Consider the following 20,245-nt stretch of genomic DNA (forward strand, 5'->3'; position numbering starts at 1 on the left):
TACCGTCCGTGCTTCGATGTCCTGGAACACGGATGAGGGGGGACGATGGCTACCAGTTCTGTCGGATGCCGGAGAAGCCTCCGCGCGGGAGTGATCGCCGCGCTCACCGGGGGAGTCGTTCTCGGCGGAGCCGGAATAGCGACCGCACAGGACGAATGGCCCACCCAGGTCCCGGGCAGTGCGGTAACCGTCTCCGATGCCGACCCCGATTCCTGGCTCACCCCGGAAGACCCGGCCTACTGGAATCCGTCGGTGGACGAGCCTCGGCTCACTTCGCCGTTCGGCACGAGTACCCGCATCGTCTGTCAGCACTTCCACGGGGTGTCGATAGGTTGCTGGCAGGCAGACCAGGACGGCCGTCCGCACAGACTGGTGCCCCTGCCGGCCAACCTGCCCAACGTGACGGGTTCGAGCATGCCCGGTGGCGGCGTGCAGCATTACGTGTACCCGATCTTCTGACCGCCGAGATGATAAACATCTGAATCAACTCTGCACTGCGGTACTGTGACCGCATGTCCGGACCCCGCGACCTCGACTACTGGTCCTTCGTCGAACTCGCACAAGAGCGATTGAACAGCAAGTTCGGCGAGCACCACCGCAGCGCGACGGAAGTTCTGCTCACCCTCAACCGGGCCTCGGACATCGTCACCTACGACCTCGAGGCCGCGGTGCACCGCCCGCGCGGCAGGTCGTGGTCGGCGTATCGGCTGATGTTCGTCGTCTGGCTCGCCGGCCCGATCGAGCCGAATGCGGCCGCCCGTCTGACCGGGATGAGTCGCGCAGCCGTTTCGAATCTTGCGAAGCCGCTGGTCGAAGCTGGGATTCTGGAGAAGACCCCGGTCAGTCACGACGGGCGTTCGGTGCAGTTGTCGCTCACCGATGCCGGGGAGAAGGAGATCGCGGAGACCTTCCGCGCGCAGAACGAGCGCGAAGAGGCGTGGGTGGAGGTCCTCAGCCCCACCGAGCAACAGATCCTCGTGATGCTCCTGAACAAACTGATCACCAACCGCAGCCAGTTCGACGTGCGCGGACGCAACTGACACGGGGACGTGACCTGTCTGTGGTTGCGCTCACGCCCACCTTTTAGTTAAGGTGTTTACTAATTCGGGCGGCGACCACTCGCACGCCCGCGATCCGCGAGGAGTCACATCATGGCGTTCTATCGACAGCTCGGTTTCATTCCGCCGAAGCGTCACACCCAGCATCGTGACGAGAACGGCGACCTGTACTACGAAGAGCTCATGGGCGAGGAGGGCTTCTCGTCCGACTCGGCGCTGCTCTACCACCGGTACATTCCCTCGGCGCTCGTCGACGCCACCGAGTGGAAGCTGCCCGATCAGACCACCACGCCCAACCATCCGCTCAAGCCGCGGCACCTGAAGCTGCACGACCTGTTCCCCGAAACAGTCTGGGCGGAAACGGATGTCGTGACCGGTCGCCGCCTGATCCTCGGCAACGCAGATGTCCGGCTCTCGTACGTGGTGTCGAAGAAGCCGTCACCCCTGTACCGCAACGTCGTCGGCGACGAGATGGTCTACGTCGAGTCCGGCGCCGCCACCGTCGAGACCGTCTTCGGTCCGCTCGAAGCGAAGGCCGGCGACTACGTCCTGCTGCCGATGGCGACCACCCACCGCTGGGTCCCGAAGGGCGACGAGCCGCTGCGTGCCTACACCATCGAGGCGAACAGCCATATCGTCCCGCCGAAGCGATACCTGTCGAAGTTCGGACAGTTCCTCGAACACGCACCCTTCTGTGAGCGCGACCTGCACGGCCCGACCGAACTGGTGCAGGTCGAGGAGGAGAACGTCGAGGTTCTCGTAAAGCACCGCACCTCGCACGGCATCGTCGGAACCCGCTACGTGATGCCCCATCACCCCTTCGACGTCGTGGGCTGGGACGGTTGCCTGTATCCCTACACGTTCTCGATCCACGACTACGAGCCCATCACCGGCCGTGTCCACCAGCCGCCGCCGGCGCATCAGGCGTTCGAGGGCAACAACTTCGTCATCTGCAACTTCGTGCCCCGCAAGGTGGACTACCACCCCCTGGCCGTTCCCGTGCCGTACTACCACTCGAATGTCGACTCCGACGAGGTGATGTTCTACTGCGGCGGAGACTACGAGGCCCGCAAGGGTTCCGGCATCGGTCAGGGATCGATCTCCGTCCATCCGGGTGGTCATGCGCACGGCCCGCAGCCGGGTGCCTACGAACGCAGCATCGGCGTCGAGTTCTTCGACGAACTCGCCGTCATGGTCGACACCTTCCGCCCGCTCGAACTCGGTGAGGGGGCGCTCGCGTGTGAGGATGCCGCCTACGCGGGGAGCTGGAGCCGCAACGCGGGGTCCGGAAAATGAGTTTCGGTCCTCTTCTCACGGGATTGTGCGACGACGCAGCGCTCTTCCCTCCCGGAAACGCCCCGCTGCCTGTCGCCGTCCCCGCACACGCCGAGCACCGTTCTGCCGCATACGCGCCACTGGTCGGAGCGTTCGTCTTCCCGGTGGGTCGACTCGACGAACTCGAGGAGTACCTCGCGCAGCATCCGTATCCGGGTGAGCTGTCCCTGAGCCTGACCGCCCCCACCGGTACCGACGCGGTCGGACCCGCGCTGGAGAAGGTCGAGGCGCTGGACTCGGTTTCCGTCGTGGCGCTCGAGATCGCAGTTCCCGCAGAACAATCCGTAGACGAGCTGTTCTCGGCGCTCGGCGAGATCGCGGTGGCGAATCCGGAAGTGGATGTCTTCGTCGAGGTCCCGCGGGACGAGCGTCGTGCCGAGATTCTGGCCCGTTTGGCCGGGACGCCCTACGCGGCCAAGTTCCGCACCGGTGGCATCGTGGCGGAGGCATACCCGGACGAGGACGAACTCGCCGCGGCAATCACCACGGTGGTCACCACAGGAGTGCCGTTCAAGGCGACCGCCGGACTGCATCATGCAGTGCGCAACACCGATCCGAAGACGGGATTCGAACAGCACGGATTCGTGAATCTGCTGGCCGCGGTGGACGCGGTGCTGGGCGGAGCCGACACCGGCGAGGTCGCCACCGTGCTCGCCGACCGCGACGGGGGTGCGCTCTCCGCACGCCTCCGTGAACTGTCCGACGACCGGGCCGCGGAGGTCCGGCGCCGTTTCCTGTCGTACGGCACCTGCAGCATCGCCGAGCCTCTCGAGGACCTGTTCGGCCTGTCGCTGGTGTCGTCGACGGTTTTCCCGATCACCGAAGGAACGAACGCATGACCACCATCGCTATTCCGGAGGGTTCGCTCTTCGGCATCGACAACCTCCCGTACGGGATATTCTCCACCGCCGACACCGAACCCCGAGTGGGTGTCCGGGTCGGGGATTCGGTTCTCGACCTGAGCCGTGTCTTCGAGGATGACGTCGTGTTCGCCGAACCGTCGCTCAATGCCTTCATGGCGCAGGGCCGCGCACGGTGGGACGAAGTCCGCGCTGCGATCAAGGAACTCGTGACCGGTGACGTCGCCGACGACGCCGTCTTCGATGTCGCCGATGTGACGATGCACCTGCCGATCGAGGTGGCCGACTACGTCGACTTCTACGCGTCCGAGAACCATGCGTCGAACCTCGGCCGGTTGTTCCGCCCGCAGAACCCCGATCCGCTGATGCCGAACTGGAAGCACCTGCCCGTGGGCTACCACGGCCGATCCAGCACCGTCGTGACCTCGGGTGTGGACATCGTGCGGCCGTGCGGTCAGCGCAAGGGCCCGAACGATCCTGCTCCGGTGTTCGGTCCGTCGATCCGCCTGGACATCGAAGCCGAGATGGGCTTCATCGTCGGTGTCGGTTCACCGATGGGGTCGCAGATCCGTCCCGACGAGTTCGCCGACCACTGCTTCGGTGCCGTGATCCTCAACGACTGGTCGGCCCGCGACATCCAGGCGTGGGAGTACGTGCCGCTCGGCCCGAACCTCGGGAAGTCCTTCGCGACTTCGATCTCCCCGTGGGTGGTGCCGCTCGCCGCGCTCGAAGCTGCACGCATCGATACGCCGGTGCAGGATCCCGAACCGTTGCCGTATCTGAAGGGCACCGAGAAGTGGGGCCTGGACATCGATCTCGAGGTCGAGTGGAACGGCCACGTCGTCTCACGCCCGCCCTACGCGCAGATGTACTGGTCACCGGCACAGATGCTGGCCCACACCTCGGTCAACGGTGCCGCCACCCGCACCGGTGACCTGTTCGGATCCGGCACGATCTCGGGACCGGAGAAGGACCAGCGCGGCGCGTTCATCGAACTCACCTGGGGTGGAGCAGAACCCGTTCAGGTCGGTGACGAGACCCGGACCTTCATCGAGGACGGGGACGAGATCGCCATCTCCGCAACCGCTCCCGGACCGAATGGCACCCGTATCGGCTTCGGCGAGGTCCGCACCCGCATTCTTCCCGCAACAGGGGAATAGAAGGTCCGCGTCGAGCCGGAGCGCCACCGGCCGGACCGTCCGACGATGCCCGGAACCCACAAGGTTCCGGGCATCGCTGCGTTGCGGCTCGATCAGTCGACCGAAAGAATCTCTCCCACAGAACAATCCAGCACACGACACAGAGCGGTGAGGGTGGAGAACCGGATCGCGCGGGCACGTCCGTTCTTCAGCACCGACAGGTTGACGACGCTGACACCCACCTGCTCCGCCAGTTCCGTCAAGGTCATCCCTCGCTCCGCGAGGAGTTCGTCGAGGTGACACCGCACGGCATGCTCGGCCTCCGGGGGCATCAGACGAGCCCTTCGTTGTCGCGTGCCATGCGGTTACCGATCCGCAGGACCACGGCCACCGCCGAGAGCGCCATGCAGAAGACGTAGGCGTACCAGAATTCGGGACCGAGCGGCGCGTTCTCGAGCATATCGTTCATACCCACGTCCCGGATCAGCATGTTGGTGCCCAGGGTGCGGGGAATCGTGGGGACGATGATGGTCGCTATCGCCACGATCGACGCGATCCACACCAGGCGGATCACCCCCTGATCGAACAGCCGGCCTCGGACGAACCGCACCACGATCCAGCTCAGCAGGCCCAGAGCGGACAGGTAACCGAGAGTCTGCAGCGCTTCGGCCGCGCGGAGGAATCCGACGGTGACGGGCGAGAGGGAGTCGGTGGACACGTCGACGACGACGGTCGAGGCGATTTCGACGCCGGCGTCCGTTGGCGTCGCCAGTGCCGGCGGAGCCGTGTCGCCGAACTCCACCCGTGCTGTCACGATGCCGTCGCCGAGGGAGTGCACGAGTGTGTGGATGTAGGTGGCGAGCACGATCAGTGCGGTGAGGGCGAAGACCGCGAGTGAGGCCCACAGGTCGGTGCGGTCCTTCTTCGAGGTCTCGGTGGGGGAGACCGCACCGGGGGCGGCGTCTGCGCTTTCGGACATGGGTTTCATGGTCGTCTCCGAACTTCTCGCACGGCGGACTATCGATTATCGATAGTATCGACAATCGTTATACCCATCGACAAACGATATGTCCAGAGGTGGTGGGTCACCGAATCTCGACCGCGTCGCCCTCGGCGATCGTGCCTTCCGCTCGGACGGTCGCGTACACGCCGATGCAGGGCGCGGGCTTCTCGTCCGGGAGAGTGGGCACCTGATGGATCTTCATGAGGTCGCGCAGCATGTCCCTCCTGGCCGGAACCTCCTGATGGTCGAGGGTCACCATGACGCACCTGGCGGTGCGTTTGCTGGGCTCGAGCACAGCTGCGCTCATGGTGACCTTGCGCCCGATCCAGTCGTCCTCGACGAAGCCGGCGGGACCTGACGTGGCGACGACGATCTGCGGCCGGAAGCGCCGCAGCGCCACGTCCGCGGGTTCCCCGGTGCCGAGGGCGTCGACCGCGGCCCGCGACACCAGGTGCAGTGGTGCCTCGTCGTACGACCGTGGCTGCGCTTCGAGCCGAACGGGTCGTCCGACGACCTGCGACAGCAGATCGTGTACTTCCCGGTCGCAGCCGCGGACCGTCGTGCCGTCGGGCAGGACGAGTTCGAGAGCCTCGGGGTCGCGAGCATCGGTATCGTCGACGATCCGTGCCGCGCAGCTCAGCAGGACTCCGAATCGGCGAAATTTCTTCGCGCTGACGATATTTCCCGAATCGGAATCGACCACCGCCCACACATGGTCGCCGCGCACGCCGTCGGCCTCGATCGTTGCCGCGTCGATCCGCTCACCACCGAACGACTTCACCGGGTAACGCCACAACTGATCTATATGCACGGAATACGAGCATAGGGGCTGCGCGCGCGCCAGGAGGGTGACCGATTTCGCGACGGATCTCGCGCGCTCGCACATGACGTGGACCACACGGTCGCTAGGGTGGCGGCATGACGGAGAACACAACGAGACGATGGGGCCTGACCATTCCCCTCGACGGCATCCCGCTTCCCGACCAACGTCGCATCATCGAGGAACTGCCCGACCTCGGTTACACGGACGTGTGGTCGTCCGAGGCGGGCGCGGCGGACGCATTCACACCGCTCACCCTTGCGAGTGTCTGGGCGCCGTCGCTGCGCCTCGGAACGGCGATCGTCCCCGTCTACACCCGCGGTCCGGCAACGCTCGCGATGTCGGCGGCGTCGCTGGCGTCTGCGGCTCCCGGACGTTTCGTCCTCGGGGTGGGCACCTCGTCCGATGTGATCGTCGAGAAGTGGAACGGCATCGACTTCGACGAGCCGTACAAGCGTGCCCGCGACACTCTGCGGTTCCTACGGGCGGCCCTCTCCGGGGAGAAGGTCACCGAGAAGTACGACACGTTCGCCATCGACGGATTTCGTGCGGGGCTCGTCGCCGAACCGGCACCGCCCCTGCTGCTGGCCGCCCTGCGGCCCGGCATGCTCCGGCTGGCCGGCCGCGAAGCCGACGGCGCCATCGTCAACTGGCTCTCGGTGGACGACGTCCGGACCGTCGCGCCGTATGTGCACGAAGGCGGCGAGGGCAGGGAGATCGTGGCCCGGGTGTTCGTGTTGCCCGGTTTCGACACCGACACCGCCCGCGCCATCGGCCGACGCATGATCGCCGCCTATATGAATGTCCCCGTGTATCGGGCATTCCACGAATTCTTGGGTCGCTCCGAGGATTTCGCGGCGATGTGGAAGCTCTGGGCAGAAGGCGACCGCAAGGGTGCCCTCGAAGCGATCCCCGATCATGTCGTGGACGCTCTGGTGATCCATGGTGAACCGGAGGCCTGCCGCGAGCATGTGGAGCGGTACATGGAAGCCGGCGTAACGACACCTGCGATCGCGCTCGTCCCGGCCGGCGACCCGATTCCGATGATTCGGGCCCTCGCACCACGGCGATGATCCGTACATTGGGTGTGAGGGGAGGCGGGGCGGTGGTATCGCCGACGATGTGCATGCATGCCCGGACGGACCGCGGCAGGACGGGTGGTGCGCCCCGCGCCCATCCGGCAGGCTGACCGTATGACCGAGACTTCCGGAACCGAAACCACCGCACCCGTGCTGATCGCCGTGGACGACGCCAGTGGAATCGGCGTACTCACACTGGATCGTCCGCGGGAGCGCAACCCGCTTTCCGTACACGCGATGCGAGAGGTGATCGCAGGCCTGACGGCGCTGTCGGCGGACTCGAAGGTGATCGTGGTCCGCGCAGAAGGCCCGGTCTTCTCCGCCGGCCACGACCTGCGGGAAATGATCGGCCGTACGCTCGACGAGGAACGTGCGATCTTCGAGACCTGCAACGAGATGATGCGGACGGTGCAATCGATCCCGCAACCGGTGATCGCATCGGTGCAGGGAACGGCGCTCGCGGCGGGTTGTCAGCTGGTAGCCGCATGCGATCTCGCCGTCGCGGCCACGGACGCACGGTTCGGTACCCCCGGGGTGCGGATCGGGTTGTTCTGTTCGACACCGATGGTCGCGGTCAGTCGTGCGATCGGACGCAAACGGGCGCTTCAGATGCTGCTCACCGGTGAGACGGTCGACGCGCGGACCGCCGCGGACTGGGGGCTGGTGAACCACGTCGTCGAGCCGGAAGCGCTGGAGACCGCGACCACCGAACTCGCCCTCAGGATCGCGAGTGCGTCGCCCGCGACGATCCGGATCGGTAAGGAAGCGTTCTACCGCCAGATCGACCTGCCGCAGGAGACGGCGTACGCGGCGATGGCGGAGACGATGGCGTCGAACGCGATGATCGAGGACGCTCAGGAAGGAATGACTGCATTCGTCGAGAAGCGTGCACCGATCTGGCAGGGGCGCTGAACTCGGCGATCGCTGAACCTGGACTATATGGTTGGACGTCCTATAACCTTCGCTCCATGACCACCGATCCGCGTCGGAGCACTGTCGACGGCATCCTCCACCGCACCGCCGCGCGTTACCCGGACCGCGTCGCGCTGCGCTTCGGTGACCGGGAGTTCACCTACCGCGAACTCGACGACGCGGTCACCCGGTCCGCCGCCCACCTGCTTTCTCTCGGGCTGAGCAGCGGCGACCGTGTGGCCGCCTACGGCACGAATTCCGACGCCTATGCGATCGGTTATCTCGCCGCCGCACGTGCCGGACTGGTGCACGTGCCGATCAACTACGCACTGAGCGGTGAAGAACTGTCGTACCTGCTCGGTCAGTCGGGCGCGAAGGCAGTGCTCGTGGATCCCGCTTTGGCGGACAACCTCCGGCAGGTGCTTGCCGAGATACCGGCCGAGACCGTCGTGCCCCTGCGGGACGCCGACGATTCGCTGCTGTCGGTGGCGCAGTCCGGCGCCGTGCCGGCGCTCGACGTGACCGTCGCCGACACCGATCTCGTGCAGCTGCTCTACACATCCGGTACGACGTCGAAGCCCAAGGGCGCCATGATGACCCACCGGGCGCTGATCTTCGAGTACGTCTCGTCGGTCGAGGCGCTCGACCTGTCCGCGGACGACGACCCGCTCGTGTGCATGCCGCTCTATCATTCGGCCGCCATGCACGTCTTCCTGCTCCCGTATTTCGCGGTCGGTGCGACCGTGCGATTGCTGCCCGCACCCGATGTCGCCGAGATTCTCCGGCTGGTCGAGGAGGAAGGCATCGGATCACTGTTCCTCGCCCCGACCGTGTGGGTGCCGCTGACCAACCACCCCGATCTCGACACCCGCGACCTGTCGTCGCTGCGCAAGGCGCAGTACGGGGCGTCGATCATGCCCGTCACCGTCCTCGAACGACTTCGCAGTCGATACCCCGATCTCGGCTTCTACAACTGTTTCGGGCAGTCCGAGATCGGCCCGCTCGCCACCGTGCTCCGCCCCGAGGAGCACGACGCGCGTCCCGCCTCGTGCGGCCGGGCGGTGCTGTTCGTCGAAACCCGTGTCGTCGACGCCGAGGGTAACGACGTTCCCGATGGTGAACCCGGCGAGATCCTCTACCGCTCACCGCAATTGTGCCTCGGCTACTGGGAGAACCCGGACGCCACCGAAGAAGCGTTCCGCGACGGATGGTTCCATTCCGGCGACCTCGTCACCCGGGACGAAGCAGGATTCATCACCGTCGTGGACCGCATCAAGGACGTCATCAACACCGGCGGCATCCTCGTCGCCTCGCGCGAGGTCGAGGACGCGATCTACACGCACTCGGCTGTCGCGGAAGTCGCCGTGATCGGCACCCCCGACGACAAGTGGATCGAGGCGGTCACCGCGGTGGTCGTACTCAAGGACGGGCACGAGGTCACCGAGAGCGAATTGACCGATCACGTCAAGCAGCGTCTGGCGCCGTTCAAGGTGCCGAAGAAGGTGCAGTTCGTGGACACGCTGCCCCGCAACCAGAGCGGAAAACTCCTCAAGCGCGAATTGCGCGGTTCCTGACTCGATCCCTTCCGATCCGACCCCTGCGAAAAGGAATCCACCGAATGGCGAAGAAGCATGTCCCCTCCTGGCACGACGAAGAGGTCTCTGCCGTCTACGATCTCGCACGCGACTTCTTCGAGCGCGAGGTCATGGCGAAGGCCGAGAAGTGGGACTCGCAGCGTCGCATCGACCGTGAGGTGTGGCTCGAGGCCGGCAAGCTCGGTCTGCTGTGCTGTTCGATCCCCGAGGAGTACGGCGGTGGCGGCGGCACCTTCGCTCACGACCTTGCGGTGTTCGATGCGCAAGGTTATTCCGGCGATCTCGCCTTCGGCAATTCCGTCCACAGCGGCATCGTCGCGCACTACATCCTCGAGTACGGCAACGAGGAGCAGAAGAAGGCATGGCTCCCGGGCATGGCCACCGGTGAGATCCTCGGCGCAATCGGCATGACCGAACCGGGCGCCGGCTCGGACCTCAAGGCCATCAAGACCACCGCGACCCGCGACGGCGATCACTACGTCGTCAACGGTTCGAAGACCTTCATCACCAACGGCTCGTCGGCCGACGTCATCGTCCTCGCCGTCAAGACCGACCCGAAGGCCGGCGCCAAGGGCGTGTCGCTGCTCATCGTGGATCTTCGTGACACACCGGGCTTCTCGGTGGGCCGCGTGCTCGACAAGGTCGGCCAGCACGCCGCCGACACCTCCGAGCTGTCGTTCGTCGACGTGCGAGTGCCCGTGACGAACCTGCTCGGCGAATCCGAAGGCCTCGGCTTCGGCCAGCTCATGGCGCAGCTCGTGCAGGAACGCCTGATCATCGGTGCGCAGGCCGCCGGTGCGATGGACCGGGCTGTCGAGGAGACCGTTCGCTACACCAAGGCGCGACAGGCGTTCGGGCACAGCCTGTTCGAGTTCCAGAACACGGCGTTCGAACTCGCCGAGTGCCAGACCATCGCTCGCACGAGCCGCATCTTCCTCGATCACTGCATCGAGCAGCACCTGAAGGGTGAACTCGACGCGTCCGACGCCGCGATGGTCAAGTACTGGCTGACCGACAAGCAGTGTGAGGTCATCGACCGTTGCGTGCAGTTGCACGGCGGATACGGCTACATGCGCGAATATCTCATCGCGCGGATGTACGAGGACGCCCGCGTCCAGCGAATCTACGCAGGTGCCAACGAAGTTATGAAATCGCTTATCGCACGGTCGCTCTGAGGTAGACCTCGGGGCGGTACCTCACCACGGCCGACTCGTGGTGAGGTACTTCGCCATCTCCTGGCTCTGCCGGCGGTGCACTCGGCGATGCTCCGCCCGCTCGTCGCCGGACTTGTTGAGTTTGCGTTCCTCTTCGGACTCCGGGAGTACCGGAGGGACGTGCGTGGGTCGTCCGCCGTCGTCGATCGCGACGAAGGTCAGGAAGGCCGTTGCGGCGATGCGTCGATCACCGCTGCGCAGATCTTCGGCGGTGACCTTCACGAACACCTCCATCGAACTGTGGCCGGTCCAGGTCACGAACGATTCGAGGCACACGGAGTCCGAGGGGCGGACGGGTTCGAGGAAGGCCACCGAGTCGGTCGACGCCGTCACAACGGAGGCGCGACTGTGGCGTGTCGCCGAAATCGACGCGGTCATGTCGATGTCGCTCATCAGTTTCCCGCCGAACAACGTGTTGTGGTCGTTGACGTCGTTGGGAAACACCCTGCTGGTCTTGATGACTCGTGATTCTCGGCAAGGTTTGGCCTGCACGCGTGGTCCTTTCGTAGGTCGTGCTCGCGGCGGGATCTCCGCCGGATGCACCTCGTCAAGCCTACGGCTGTTTCGCAGGGACGGACGCCGGCCGCGTGTGATGTTCGACGAGCTTGGTCAGCATCGAGCAGAGCAGGTCGCGTTCGTCCGCGTCGAGGGGTGCGAACGCCTCGTCCTGCGCTTCGGTCAGCACCTGTTCGAGATCGAACAGCCGCCTGCGACCCCTGCTCGGGAGAGTGATGATGTTGCGCCGCCGATCGGCAGGGTCGGGAGTGCGTTCGACGTACCGCCGATCGACGAGCGCGTCGACGGTGGCCGCGACGTCGCTGCGATCGAGGCCGCAGCGTCGGGCCAGGTCGACCTGGCTGGACGGACCGTACTCCGCGAGGGCTGCCAGGATTCGATAGTGGTGTCCGCGGGCGTCGGTGGAATCGAGTCGGTCGAACACGACGCGATGTACGTGTCGCGCTGCCTGGGTCATGAGGTAGCTGGGAAGGTGCCCGAGGCGATCGGGACCGGCCGCGTCGTGGGTGGCGGACATGCGGTCGAGTCTACGAGCACGCCGATGGTGGATCGAGACCCCGTCACCGCTGTCGGTGGTCGGTGATCGGCGTGCGGGGCCCGCGCTTGGGCACGCGTGCAAATCCCCCGGACTCGACGATCAGTCGTACGGCCCGATATCGTTGGGGGCGCAACGGTTCGAGGTACTCGATCATGCCCGCATCGTCGAGAGGCCTGCCGAGCAGTGCCCACCCGACGACCTTCGCGAGATGGTAGTCGCCGACGGAGAGCGCGTCGGCGTCGCCGAACGCGCGTTGTGCGACCTCCGCGGCCGTCCACACTCCTACTCCCGGCACGACCCGCAGCGTGCGCCGGGCCTCGGCGGCCGGTTCGTGCACGAGTCGCTCGAGGGAGTCGGCGAGCCGGGCACATCGCACGAGGGTTCGTGCCCGCCCGGGATCGACATTCGCACGATGGAACTCCCACGACGGCACCGTCCGCCACGTCTGTGCCGACGGCGGGACGTGCATACCTTCCGGTGCCGGCCCCGGCGCCGGATCACCGAACCGTGTGACGAGGCGCCGCCACGAGGCGAACGCCGCCACCCCGTGCACGCGTTGTTCGAGGACGGCCGGCACCAGGGATTCGAGCACCCGGCCGGTGCGGGGAATCCGCAGGGCGGGCATGCGCCGGTGAGCCTCGACGAGCAGAGGGTGCTCCGGAACGAAGCCGGACGGGTCGTCGTCGGCGCCCAGCAGCGCCGGCAGTCGCTCGACCAGTTCGGATGCACCCGGACCCCACGCCAGACACCGCGCGCCGTGCGGGCCGTCCTGGGTGAGCCGGTAGGTCACGGCTCCGGTGTCCATGCGGGAGGTGCGCCAGACGGCGCCTGCGACGACGCGATGACACGGATCCCACGGCCCGCGCTGAAGCGGGCGCAGGGTGCGCACCACATCGACCGGCCACGGCACGCGCACGCGGGTATCGAGAGGTGCGTCGTCCACCACCCTCGCGATGCGACGGTCACGCTCGTGGGACACGGTCACCGTCCTACCGTACTCCGGGCGCTGGAGCCGACTTTCGCGGTGTCGGAGGGTGCGGCTATGGTCGGGCGCATGATCATCGTGAGCACCGACGGATCCTGCCTTCGCAATCCCGGCGGCGCCATCGGGTGGGCGTGGGTCAATCACGAAGGGCCCAGCGCCTCGGGCGGCGAGCGTTCGGGCACGAATCAGATCGCCGAGCTCCGAGCGGTGCTCGAGGCGCTGCGCGCGCATCCCGGTTCCGAGCCGATGATCATCGAATCCGATTCGCAGTACGCGATCAAGTGCGCCTCCGAATGGCTGCCCGGATGGAAGCGCAAGGGCTGGAAGACGGCCACGGGCGCGCCGGTGAAGAACCTCGAGCTCGTACGCGCCATCGATCACGAACTCACCGAGCGCACCGGTCCGGTGCGCTTCCGGTGGGTGCGCGGCCACGTCGGCAACCACTTCAACGAGATGGCCGACACCCTCGCCGGGCAGGCCGCCCGCGAGATCGCGGCGCGTCCCGGTCCGATCGAGGTGCCCAGCACGCCTGTGGTCGCGCACAAGCCGGCGAAGCGCGTCGACGACGCCGAGTTGACCCTGTTCTGAGCGGCCCCCGGCGGGGATCCCGGTCCGTCAGCGTGCGTAGACGGCTGTGGGTTGCCCGTTGATGTCGTGGACGGTCACGGGGGTGTCGAACACGTCGGTGAGGATCTCGTCCTGCATGATCTCGGCGGATGGGCCGCTGGTGACGATCAGACCGTCACGCAACGCGATGATGTGATCGGAGTACGCGGCGGCGATGTTCACGTCATGGATGACGAGCACGATCGTCTTGCCGAGTTCGTCCGCTGCGCGTCGCAGCTGACGCATCATCAGCACGGCGTGCTTCATGTCGAGATTGTTGAGCGGCTCGTCGAGCAGGACGTACTTGGTGTCCTGCGCCAGCACCATCGCAACGAAGGTGCGTTGCCGCTGTCCGCCGGAGAGCTGGTCGAGGAAGCGGTCGGCGAAGTCGGTAAGGTTGAGGAACTCCATCGCCTCGTCGACATGCCGCTCGTCCTCCGCGGTGAGCCGGCCCTGGCAGTGCGGAAACCGGCCGAAGCCGACCAATTCGCGGACCGTCAGGCGCGCGGTGATGTGGTTCTCCTGCCGCAGGATCGACACATGCTTGGCGAGTTCCTGCGTCTTCGTGGAATGAACGTCGAGCCCGCCGACGGTGACGGTGCCGGTGGTGGGCTGGAGGAGGCGCCCGATGATCGTCATGAGCGTCGACTTGCCGGCGCCGTTCGGTCCGATGAGCGACGTGATGCCGCCTTCGCGGATCGTGCCGGAGACTGGGCCGAGGACCCGCTTGTCCAGGTACGACATCGAGACGTCGTGGAACTCGATCACAGCGTTCCCTTTCTCAGGAGCATGAACAGGAACAAGATGCCGCCGACGAACTCGATGATCACCGTCAGGAATCCGCCCGCGTAGAAGACGTGCTGCATGAAGAACTGGCCGAAGGCCAGGGTCGTCACACCGAGCAGGAAGGCCATGGGCATGACGTACTGGTGCTTGTACGAACCTGTGATCTGGTAGGCGAGGGTGGCGATGAGGAAACCGAAGAAGGTCATCGGTCCGGCCAGTGCGGTCGCGAACGCCACGAGCAGCGCGATGAGGACGAGCATCAGCGTCAGCTCGCGCTTGTAAGCGACACCGATGTTGGTCGCGGTGTCGCGTCCGAGCAGCAGTGCGTCGAGGCGGTGACGACGACGCCACAGGATCACACCGACGACGATGCAGATGCCGAACGCGAGAGGCAGATAGTCGCCGGGTACCGAGGACAGCCGGCCCATCAGTTCGACCGAGAGCATGTCGTACTCGGTGGGGGAGAGCACCCGCTGGATGAACGTCGAGAGACTGTCGAAGGCCATACCGAGCACGACGCCCACGAGCAGCATCAGGAACAGGCTGCCGAAACGCCCGGAGAACAGCCAGCGGTAGAGCAAGGTCGCCAACGCCACCATGAGGGCGGTCTGCAGCACGAGCTTCGGGATGCCCTCGGACGTCGCGATCGCGGTCGCTCCGAAGAAGAAGACGGTCAGCGTCTGCATCAACGTGTACAGGGAGTCGAACCCGATGATGGACGGCGTGAGGATGCGGTTGTCCGTGACCGTGTGGAACACGACCGTTCCCATGCCGTGCGCGAACGCCGCGACCAGCATGGCTCCGAGGACGGTGAGACGGCGCGGGAAGGTGAAGTCGAACGAACCGCGGATGAACAGGAACAGATAGCAGGCGACCGCCAATGCGGCGATCACCGCGACGATCGCCAGACGCACACCCGGCGACAGACGGCGACGTTCGGCCTTACCGGCCGAAACGGCCCGCGTGCGTACGGAATCAAGCACTGACATGACGACGCTGCCTCAGAACCAGAGTGATGAAGACGACGGCGCCGACGACGCCGAGGACGACGGACGCGGGAATCTCCATCGGAGCGACGATCGTGCGGCCCACGAGATCGCACGCGAGAAGCAGCCCGGCGCCGATGACGGCGACCCACGGCAGGTTCTTGTGCATGTCGTCGCCGAGCATCATCGACACGAGATTCGGGACGATCAGGCCCAGGAACGGGATGAAGCCCACCACCACGGTGGTGACACCGGTCGCGACGGCAACGAGGGTGACGCCGAGGAAGACGACTTGCTCGTATTTGAGGCCGACGTTGGTGGCGAGATCCTTACCGAGACCGGCGATGGTGAACCGGTTGGCGAGCAGATAGGCGAGGACCGCGACGATGAGCACGGCCCACAGGGGTTCGTAGAAGCCGCGCACCACGCTGCTGAAGCCACCCGAGCGCCAGGCCGACATGGATTGCAGCAGGTCGAAATTGCCGGCCAGGAAGGTGGTGATCGAGCCGACGACCGCGCCGAGCATGATGCCGACGAGCGGCACGATGATCGACGATTTCAGAGCGATCCGGCGCAGGACGACGATGAAGACCATCGTGCCGGCGAACGCGAAGATCACCGCGATCACCATCTTGGTCATGGGCGAGGCGTTCGGAGCGACGATCAATGTCGCCAGCAGCCCGAGACCGGCCCACTGTGCCGTGCCCGCGGTGGTCGGTTCGACGAACTTGTTCTGGGTGATCAACTGCATGATCACGCCCGAGATGCTCATCGCGGCCGCCGCGAAGATCAGGGCGAGGGTGCGCGGCACGCGGGAGATGAAGAACATCTCGCGGGCCGCAGGGTCGTTGATCAGCGACTCGATGGTGATGTCGTAGCCGCCCACCATCAGGGACGCCACGATCAGTGCCAGCACGACCACCGAGATCACCGGCAGCAGCACTTTGTTCTTCGTCATGGGACTCGGATCTCGAGAAGTGCACTCGCGCATGCAGCCTGCCCCGGCCCGTGATCCGGGCCGGGGCAGGCTGCTTACGGAGCGCTGAGCAACAGGGACTTACCGAGCCGACGTGTTCGCGGCTTCGAAGGCATCGGCGATCTGCCGGAACGCCTCGGTGTAGGACTCGATGCCCTCACGCTTGTAGAAATCGCCGTCCAGGTAGATGATCTGGCCGTTCTTGGCGAAGGTGGTGTCCGCGAACGCTTCCTGTGCGTCGAAGACGGCGGCGGCCGGTTGCGGAGCTTCCTCGCCGGCGACAGCAGTGGCGGCGTCGCGATCCATCACGATCACCCAGTCGGGGTTCGCCTGTGCGATGGTCTCGGGAGCCAGGCCGGAATCGCCGTGGACGTCACCGGCGTCACCGGCGAAGACATCCTTCAGGTTCACCCCTTCGAGCAGACGGCCGATACGACCCGCGCCGTTGTCGATCTTGCCGCCGGAGACGACGGAGAGGAATACGGTCTCACCGTTCGTGGCTGCCTGGGCAGCCGCGGTTGCGGACTCGAGCTCGGCGACGATCGCTTCGGCTTCGGCTTCCTTCTCGAAGATCTGGCCGAGCGCCAGGGTCTGGTCCTTCAGTCCCTGGATGTAGCCGCCCTCGGAGTCGTCCAGCGCGGAGACGTCGACGACGGGAGCGATCTTCGACAGCTCGTCGGTGAATTCGGTGAAGCGCGATCCGCCGATGATGAGATCCGGCTCGGCCTCGCTGACGAGCTCGAGCTTCGGCTCGCGATGCGTACCGACATCGAGGATGGACTCGTCCTCGCGCCACTGATCGAAGCCCGTGTTGGGGAGGAGGGTCTTCGGCAGTGCGACGGGCGTGACGCCCCAGTCCCGCAGCATTTCGAACGACTTGTTGTCCAGGGCGACCACGCGCTCGGGGTTCGCCGGAACTTCCATCTCACCGTTGTTGGTCTCGACGGTGACGGTCGCGCCGTTCTCGGAGGTGGTCTCGTCGGAACCGCTGTCCCCGCAGCCGGTGAGGACGAGCGCGCCGGCGAGGGCCGGGGCGAACAGCATTCGCTTGAAGTTCAATTTCACGGTGTGACTCCGAGGGGGCGGGTGGGCGTCGTGACGAAAGCCAAAACGCTCAACATTTGGTAATGCAACGGTCACATAGTATTGGTTAGGCAATCCTTTGTCGCCATCGGCTCTTGTGACATGGATCGCTCCGATGAGGGCTTTCAATTGCCGCTCTCGCAGTGATAGAAGCCCGGCCGGGTACGGTCGCGTCATGAACGAAGTCGAGCGGATCGCCCGGTTCCGTAGCAACCACGGGATCGACCACCTCGTCGATGTCCACACGCATTTCATGCCTCGCAAGGTCATGGACAAGGTGTGGGCGTACTTCGACTCGGCAGGACCGCTCATCGGTCGCCCGTGGCCGATCACCTACCGGCACGACGAGGAGGGACGTGTCGCTCGTCTGCGCGAGTTCGGGGTGCGGCGGTTCACCTCCATGCTGTACCCGCACAAACCGGAGATGGCGGCGTGGCTCAACTCCTGGGCGGCCGATTTCGCATCACGGACTCCCGACTGCCTCCACACCGCCACGTTCTATCCGGAGCCGGACGCGAAGGATTACGTGGCGTCGGCGATCGGCGCGGGCGCTCGCGTGTTCAAATCCCATATTCAGGTCGGGGACTATTCGCCGCTCGACCCGCTCCTCGACGATGTGTGGGGTGTGCTCGAGGACGCGGGAGTGCCCATCGTCGTGCATTGCGGGTCGGGGCCGGCGCCCGGAACGCACACCGGCCCCGCGCCGATGGAGGAGCTGATGCGCCGCTACCCGAAACTCACGGTGATCGTCGCGCACATGGGCATGCCCGAATACCGCGAGTTCCTCGACCTCGCCGAACGGTACGAGCGGGTGTACCTCGACACGACGATGGCGTTCACCGATTTCGCCGAGGAGGATGCCCCGTTCCCGTCGGATGAGCTGCCCCGTCTCGACGTGCTTCGGCAGAAGATCCTGCTGGGCAGCGACTTCCCGAACATCCCCTACGGCTATATCCACCAGCTCGAGGTGCTCGAACGCGTTGCGCCCGACAGTGACTGGATACGAGCGGTGTGCCGCGACAATGCTGCTGCCCTGTTCGGCCTGGACGGGTGAAGCACGGTCGCGGCGTACCGCTGATCAGACGGTGACGGCGCGGCGGACGATCTTGCCTGTCGCGTTGCGGGGAAGCAGATCCTGCGTGATCCGCCAGACGGTGGGGACCTTGTAGTAGGCCAACCGTTCGGCGCAGAACGACCGCAGATCGTCCTCGGTGACGGTGCTCGTGGGCCGCAGCACGACGACAGCTGCGACCTCCTGCCCCAGATCGTCGTCGTCGACGCCGATCACGGCGCTCTCCACAACATCGGGGTGCTCGTCGAGACGCTGCTCGATCTCCGTCGGATAGACATTCTCCCCACCACGCAGGATCAGGTCCGAGCGTCGCCCGGTCAACCGCAGGCGGCCGTTCTCGACCGTGCCGTAGTCGCCGGTCCGCAACCATCCGTCGGCGGTGATCGCGGCATCGGTGGCCGCCGGATCCTTCCAGTAACCGAGCATCACATAGGGACTGCGGACGCACACCTCGCCTTCGGTGCCGTCGGGTACCCGTTCGCCGAACGGATCGCGGATCTCCATGCTCACGGTGATGATCGGGCTACCGAGTGTGCCCGGGAACGCTTCGAGTTCGGGGGCGGTGGCCACGGCGACGGCCGTACTGCACTCGGTCAAACCGTAACTGTCCACCAACGCCTGGTCGGCGAAGGTGAACTTCTCGCGCAGCCGCTGCTTCAGCGCGGGAGACGACGGCGCCGAGGCGAGTGCGAACGCCGTGAGCGAGGACAGGTCGTACTTACCGGGGTTCTCGTGCTCGAGCATGCGGGCAGCCATGGTCGGCACGGCACCCCAGTTGGTCACCCTTTCCTGTTCGATCAGGGAGAACACCTTGTCGATGTCGAATGCGCCCTCGGTCATGACGACCGCGCTGCCGGTCGCCAGTCGCGGCACCGCGAGATTGTGCAGGCTCGCGATGTGGAAGAGAGGTGACGCCAACAGATATCGATTGTCGCTGGGTACCGAGTCGTCGTAGGGGACCTGCCGCATAGCTGCGACCAGCGCATCCGAATAGCGGTGGTAGTCGACCACCGCGAGCAGGTTGCGATGCGAGTGCAAGGCGCCCTTGGGGCGTCCGCTCGTCCCGCTGGTGAACAGGATGACCGCGGGATCGTCCTCGTCCACATCGGCGGACGGCAGTTCCGCGCCGGACCGCTCCGCGACGATCCGGGGCACATCCTCCTCGATGCCGAGCAAGGTGAATCCCGAGACGTCGGCTGCGGCGAGATGCGCGGCGCGCTTGGCGTCGGCCACGATCACCTTCGGTTCGACGAGCTCTGCTCCGTAAGCGATTTCGGCCGGCGTCCACCAGGAATTGAGCCCTACCGTGATCGCGCCGAGGCACTGGGTGGCCCAGAACGTGATGATCCATTCGGGTGTATTCGCTGCCAGGATGGCGACACGATCGCCTTTGCCCACGCCGTAGTCGTCACGCAGTGCGGTTGCGAGCGCGGCTACCGCATCGGCGTGCTCGACGAACGAGATGCGGCGGTCGGCGGTGACGATGTAGTCGCGATCTCCCCACCGGCGGGACTCGGCGACGAGGTCGCCGACGCGGCGATCGCGGTTGCGCATCACCTGCATGCGATTGCCGCGAACGTCCTCCTCCACGATCTCGAACCGGCCGCCGGGGCCGGTGAGCCGAAGAACGACCTTCTGCATCATCTGCTGCAGATCTGCTGGTGCTGTCAAGGATTCGCCTT

General features: G+C 65.7%; 22 protein-coding genes. 11 read left to right on the plus strand and 11 right to left on the minus strand.

All coding sequences use genetic code 11. The annotated features are described in order from the left end of the window. Window positions 1–45: 45 nt before the first annotated feature. From ABZ789_RS07185 to fahA, 5 genes are all read left to right on the plus strand, one after another. Window positions 46–459, plus strand: coding sequence for a hypothetical protein (locus ABZ789_RS07185; RefSeq protein ID WP_358421059.1), 414 nt, complete (start codon window positions 46–48; stop codon window positions 457–459). Window positions 460–512: 53 nt separating this feature from the next. Then, window positions 513–1,040, plus strand: coding sequence for a MarR family winged helix-turn-helix transcriptional regulator (locus ABZ789_RS07190; RefSeq protein ID WP_358421062.1), 528 nt, complete (start codon window positions 513–515; stop codon window positions 1,038–1,040). Window positions 1,041–1,151: 111 nt separating this feature from the next. Beyond that, a complete protein-coding gene (locus tag ABZ789_RS07195; protein ID WP_358421065.1) occupies window positions 1,152–2,354 on the plus strand; it encodes a homogentisate 1,2-dioxygenase domain-containing protein in 1,203 nt (400 codons plus the stop codon). Further along, entirely contained in the window at window positions 2,351–3,232 is an 882-nt protein-coding gene (locus ABZ789_RS07200; protein ID WP_358421067.1) for a hypothetical protein, read from the plus strand. Before ABZ789_RS07195 ends, ABZ789_RS07200 begins: the two co-directional genes overlap by 4 nt. After that, a complete protein-coding gene (gene fahA / locus ABZ789_RS07205) occupies window positions 3,229–4,413 on the plus strand; it encodes a fumarylacetoacetase (RefSeq protein WP_358421070.1) in 1,185 nt (394 codons plus the stop codon). Before ABZ789_RS07200 ends, fahA begins: the two co-directional genes overlap by 4 nt. Window positions 4,414–4,505: 92 nt before the next feature. On the opposite strand, the gene ABZ789_RS07210 is transcribed toward fahA, so the two are convergent. The 3 genes from ABZ789_RS07210 to ABZ789_RS07220 form a co-directional block, all read right to left on the minus strand. Beyond that, a complete protein-coding gene (locus ABZ789_RS07210) occupies window positions 4,506–4,724 on the minus strand; it encodes a helix-turn-helix transcriptional regulator (protein ID WP_358421073.1) in 219 nt (72 codons plus the stop codon). Further along, window positions 4,724–5,371, minus strand: a complete 648-nt coding sequence (locus ABZ789_RS07215) for a hypothetical protein (protein WP_358421076.1) — start codon at window positions 5,369–5,371, stop codon at window positions 4,724–4,726. The genes ABZ789_RS07210 and ABZ789_RS07215 overlap by 1 nt, the downstream gene beginning before the upstream one ends. 106 nt (window positions 5,372–5,477) lie before the next feature. Further along, the gene (locus ABZ789_RS07220; protein ID WP_358421079.1) at window positions 5,478–6,206 is read right to left on the minus strand and encodes an MOSC N-terminal beta barrel domain-containing protein; all 729 of its coding nucleotides are present in this window, start codon (window positions 6,204–6,206) and stop codon (window positions 5,478–5,480) included. 107 nt (window positions 6,207–6,313) lie between these two features. Here ABZ789_RS07220 and ABZ789_RS07225 point away from each other — a divergent pair, with 107 nt between their 5' ends. The 4 genes from ABZ789_RS07225 (at window position 6,314) to ABZ789_RS07240 (ending at window position 10,976) form a co-directional block, all read left to right on the plus strand. Then, window positions 6,314–7,288, plus strand: a complete 975-nt coding sequence (locus ABZ789_RS07225; RefSeq protein ID WP_358421082.1) for an LLM class F420-dependent oxidoreductase — start codon at window positions 6,314–6,316, stop codon at window positions 7,286–7,288. Window positions 7,289–7,408: 120 nt separating this feature from the next. After that, entirely contained in the window at window positions 7,409–8,206 is a 798-nt protein-coding gene (locus ABZ789_RS07230) for an enoyl-CoA hydratase (protein ID WP_358421085.1), read from the plus strand. 56 nt (window positions 8,207–8,262) lie between these two features. Beyond that, entirely contained in the window at window positions 8,263–9,780 is a 1,518-nt protein-coding gene (locus ABZ789_RS07235) for an acyl-CoA synthetase (protein WP_358421088.1), read from the plus strand. 44 nt (window positions 9,781–9,824) lie between these two features. Further along, complete coding sequence (locus tag ABZ789_RS07240) at window positions 9,825–10,976, plus strand: acyl-CoA dehydrogenase family protein (protein WP_358421091.1); 1,152 nt, start codon at window positions 9,825–9,827, stop codon at window positions 10,974–10,976. A 21-nt stretch (window positions 10,977–10,997) separates the two neighbouring features. Here the strand turns inward: ABZ789_RS07240 and ABZ789_RS07245 are convergent, their stop codons facing one another. The 3 genes from ABZ789_RS07245 to ABZ789_RS07255 all read right to left on the minus strand — a co-directional run bounded on the left by ABZ789_RS07245 (window position 10,998) and on the right by ABZ789_RS07255 (window position 13,015). Beyond that, window positions 10,998–11,507 carry an acyl-CoA thioesterase gene (locus tag ABZ789_RS07245; RefSeq protein ID WP_358421094.1) on the minus strand — a complete coding sequence of 170 codons (510 nt, stop codon included), beginning with the start codon at window positions 11,505–11,507 and terminating at the stop codon, window positions 10,998–11,000. A gap of 61 nt (window positions 11,508–11,568) precedes the next feature. Next, the gene (locus tag ABZ789_RS07250) at window positions 11,569–12,048 is read right to left on the minus strand and encodes a MarR family transcriptional regulator (RefSeq protein ID WP_358421097.1); all 480 of its coding nucleotides are present in this window, start codon (window positions 12,046–12,048) and stop codon (window positions 11,569–11,571) included. A 43-nt stretch (window positions 12,049–12,091) separates the two neighbouring features. Beyond that, entirely contained in the window at window positions 12,092–13,015 is a 924-nt protein-coding gene (locus ABZ789_RS07255; RefSeq protein WP_358421250.1) for a DNA-3-methyladenine glycosylase 2 family protein, read from the minus strand. Between the two features lie 108 nt (window positions 13,016–13,123). Between ABZ789_RS07255 and ABZ789_RS07260 the strand changes: the two genes are divergently transcribed. Next, complete coding sequence (locus ABZ789_RS07260) at window positions 13,124–13,642, plus strand: ribonuclease H (protein WP_358421100.1); 519 nt, start codon at window positions 13,124–13,126, stop codon at window positions 13,640–13,642. A 27-nt stretch (window positions 13,643–13,669) separates the two neighbouring features. On the opposite strand, the gene ABZ789_RS07265 is transcribed toward ABZ789_RS07260, so the two are convergent. The 4 genes from ABZ789_RS07265 to ABZ789_RS07280 form a co-directional block, all read right to left on the minus strand. Further along, window positions 13,670–14,428 (minus strand): ATP-binding cassette domain-containing protein, encoded by a 759-nt coding sequence (locus tag ABZ789_RS07265; RefSeq protein ID WP_358421103.1) that lies wholly within the window; start codon window positions 14,426–14,428, stop codon window positions 13,670–13,672. Beyond that, a complete protein-coding gene (locus tag ABZ789_RS07270; protein WP_358421106.1) occupies window positions 14,425–15,435 on the minus strand; it encodes an iron chelate uptake ABC transporter family permease subunit in 1,011 nt (336 codons plus the stop codon). The genes ABZ789_RS07265 and ABZ789_RS07270 overlap by 4 nt, the downstream gene beginning before the upstream one ends. Then, entirely contained in the window at window positions 15,422–16,390 is a 969-nt protein-coding gene (locus ABZ789_RS07275; protein WP_358421109.1) for an iron chelate uptake ABC transporter family permease subunit, read from the minus strand. The genes ABZ789_RS07270 and ABZ789_RS07275 overlap by 14 nt, the downstream gene beginning before the upstream one ends. A 99-nt stretch (window positions 16,391–16,489) precedes the next feature. After that, window positions 16,490–17,473 carry an ABC transporter substrate-binding protein gene (locus ABZ789_RS07280; RefSeq protein WP_358421112.1) on the minus strand — a complete coding sequence of 328 codons (984 nt, stop codon included), beginning with the start codon at window positions 17,471–17,473 and terminating at the stop codon, window positions 16,490–16,492. 193 nt (window positions 17,474–17,666) lie between these two features. Here ABZ789_RS07280 and ABZ789_RS07285 point away from each other — a divergent pair, with 193 nt between their 5' ends. Then, entirely contained in the window at window positions 17,667–18,545 is an 879-nt protein-coding gene (locus ABZ789_RS07285) for an amidohydrolase family protein (RefSeq protein WP_358421115.1), read from the plus strand. A 24-nt stretch (window positions 18,546–18,569) separates the two neighbouring features. Here the strand turns inward: ABZ789_RS07285 and ABZ789_RS07290 are convergent, their stop codons facing one another. After that, window positions 18,570–20,234: a class I adenylate-forming enzyme family protein gene (locus ABZ789_RS07290; RefSeq protein WP_358421118.1), complete on the minus strand. Its 1,665-nt coding sequence runs from the start codon at window positions 20,232–20,234 to the stop codon at window positions 18,570–18,572. Window positions 20,235–20,245 lie beyond the last annotated feature (11 nt).

The sequence above is a fragment of the Rhodococcus sp. NPDC047139 genome (genome assembly GCF_040643435.1).
In the GTDB taxonomy this organism is placed as follows: domain Bacteria; phylum Actinomycetota; class Actinomycetes; order Mycobacteriales; family Mycobacteriaceae; genus Rhodococcus.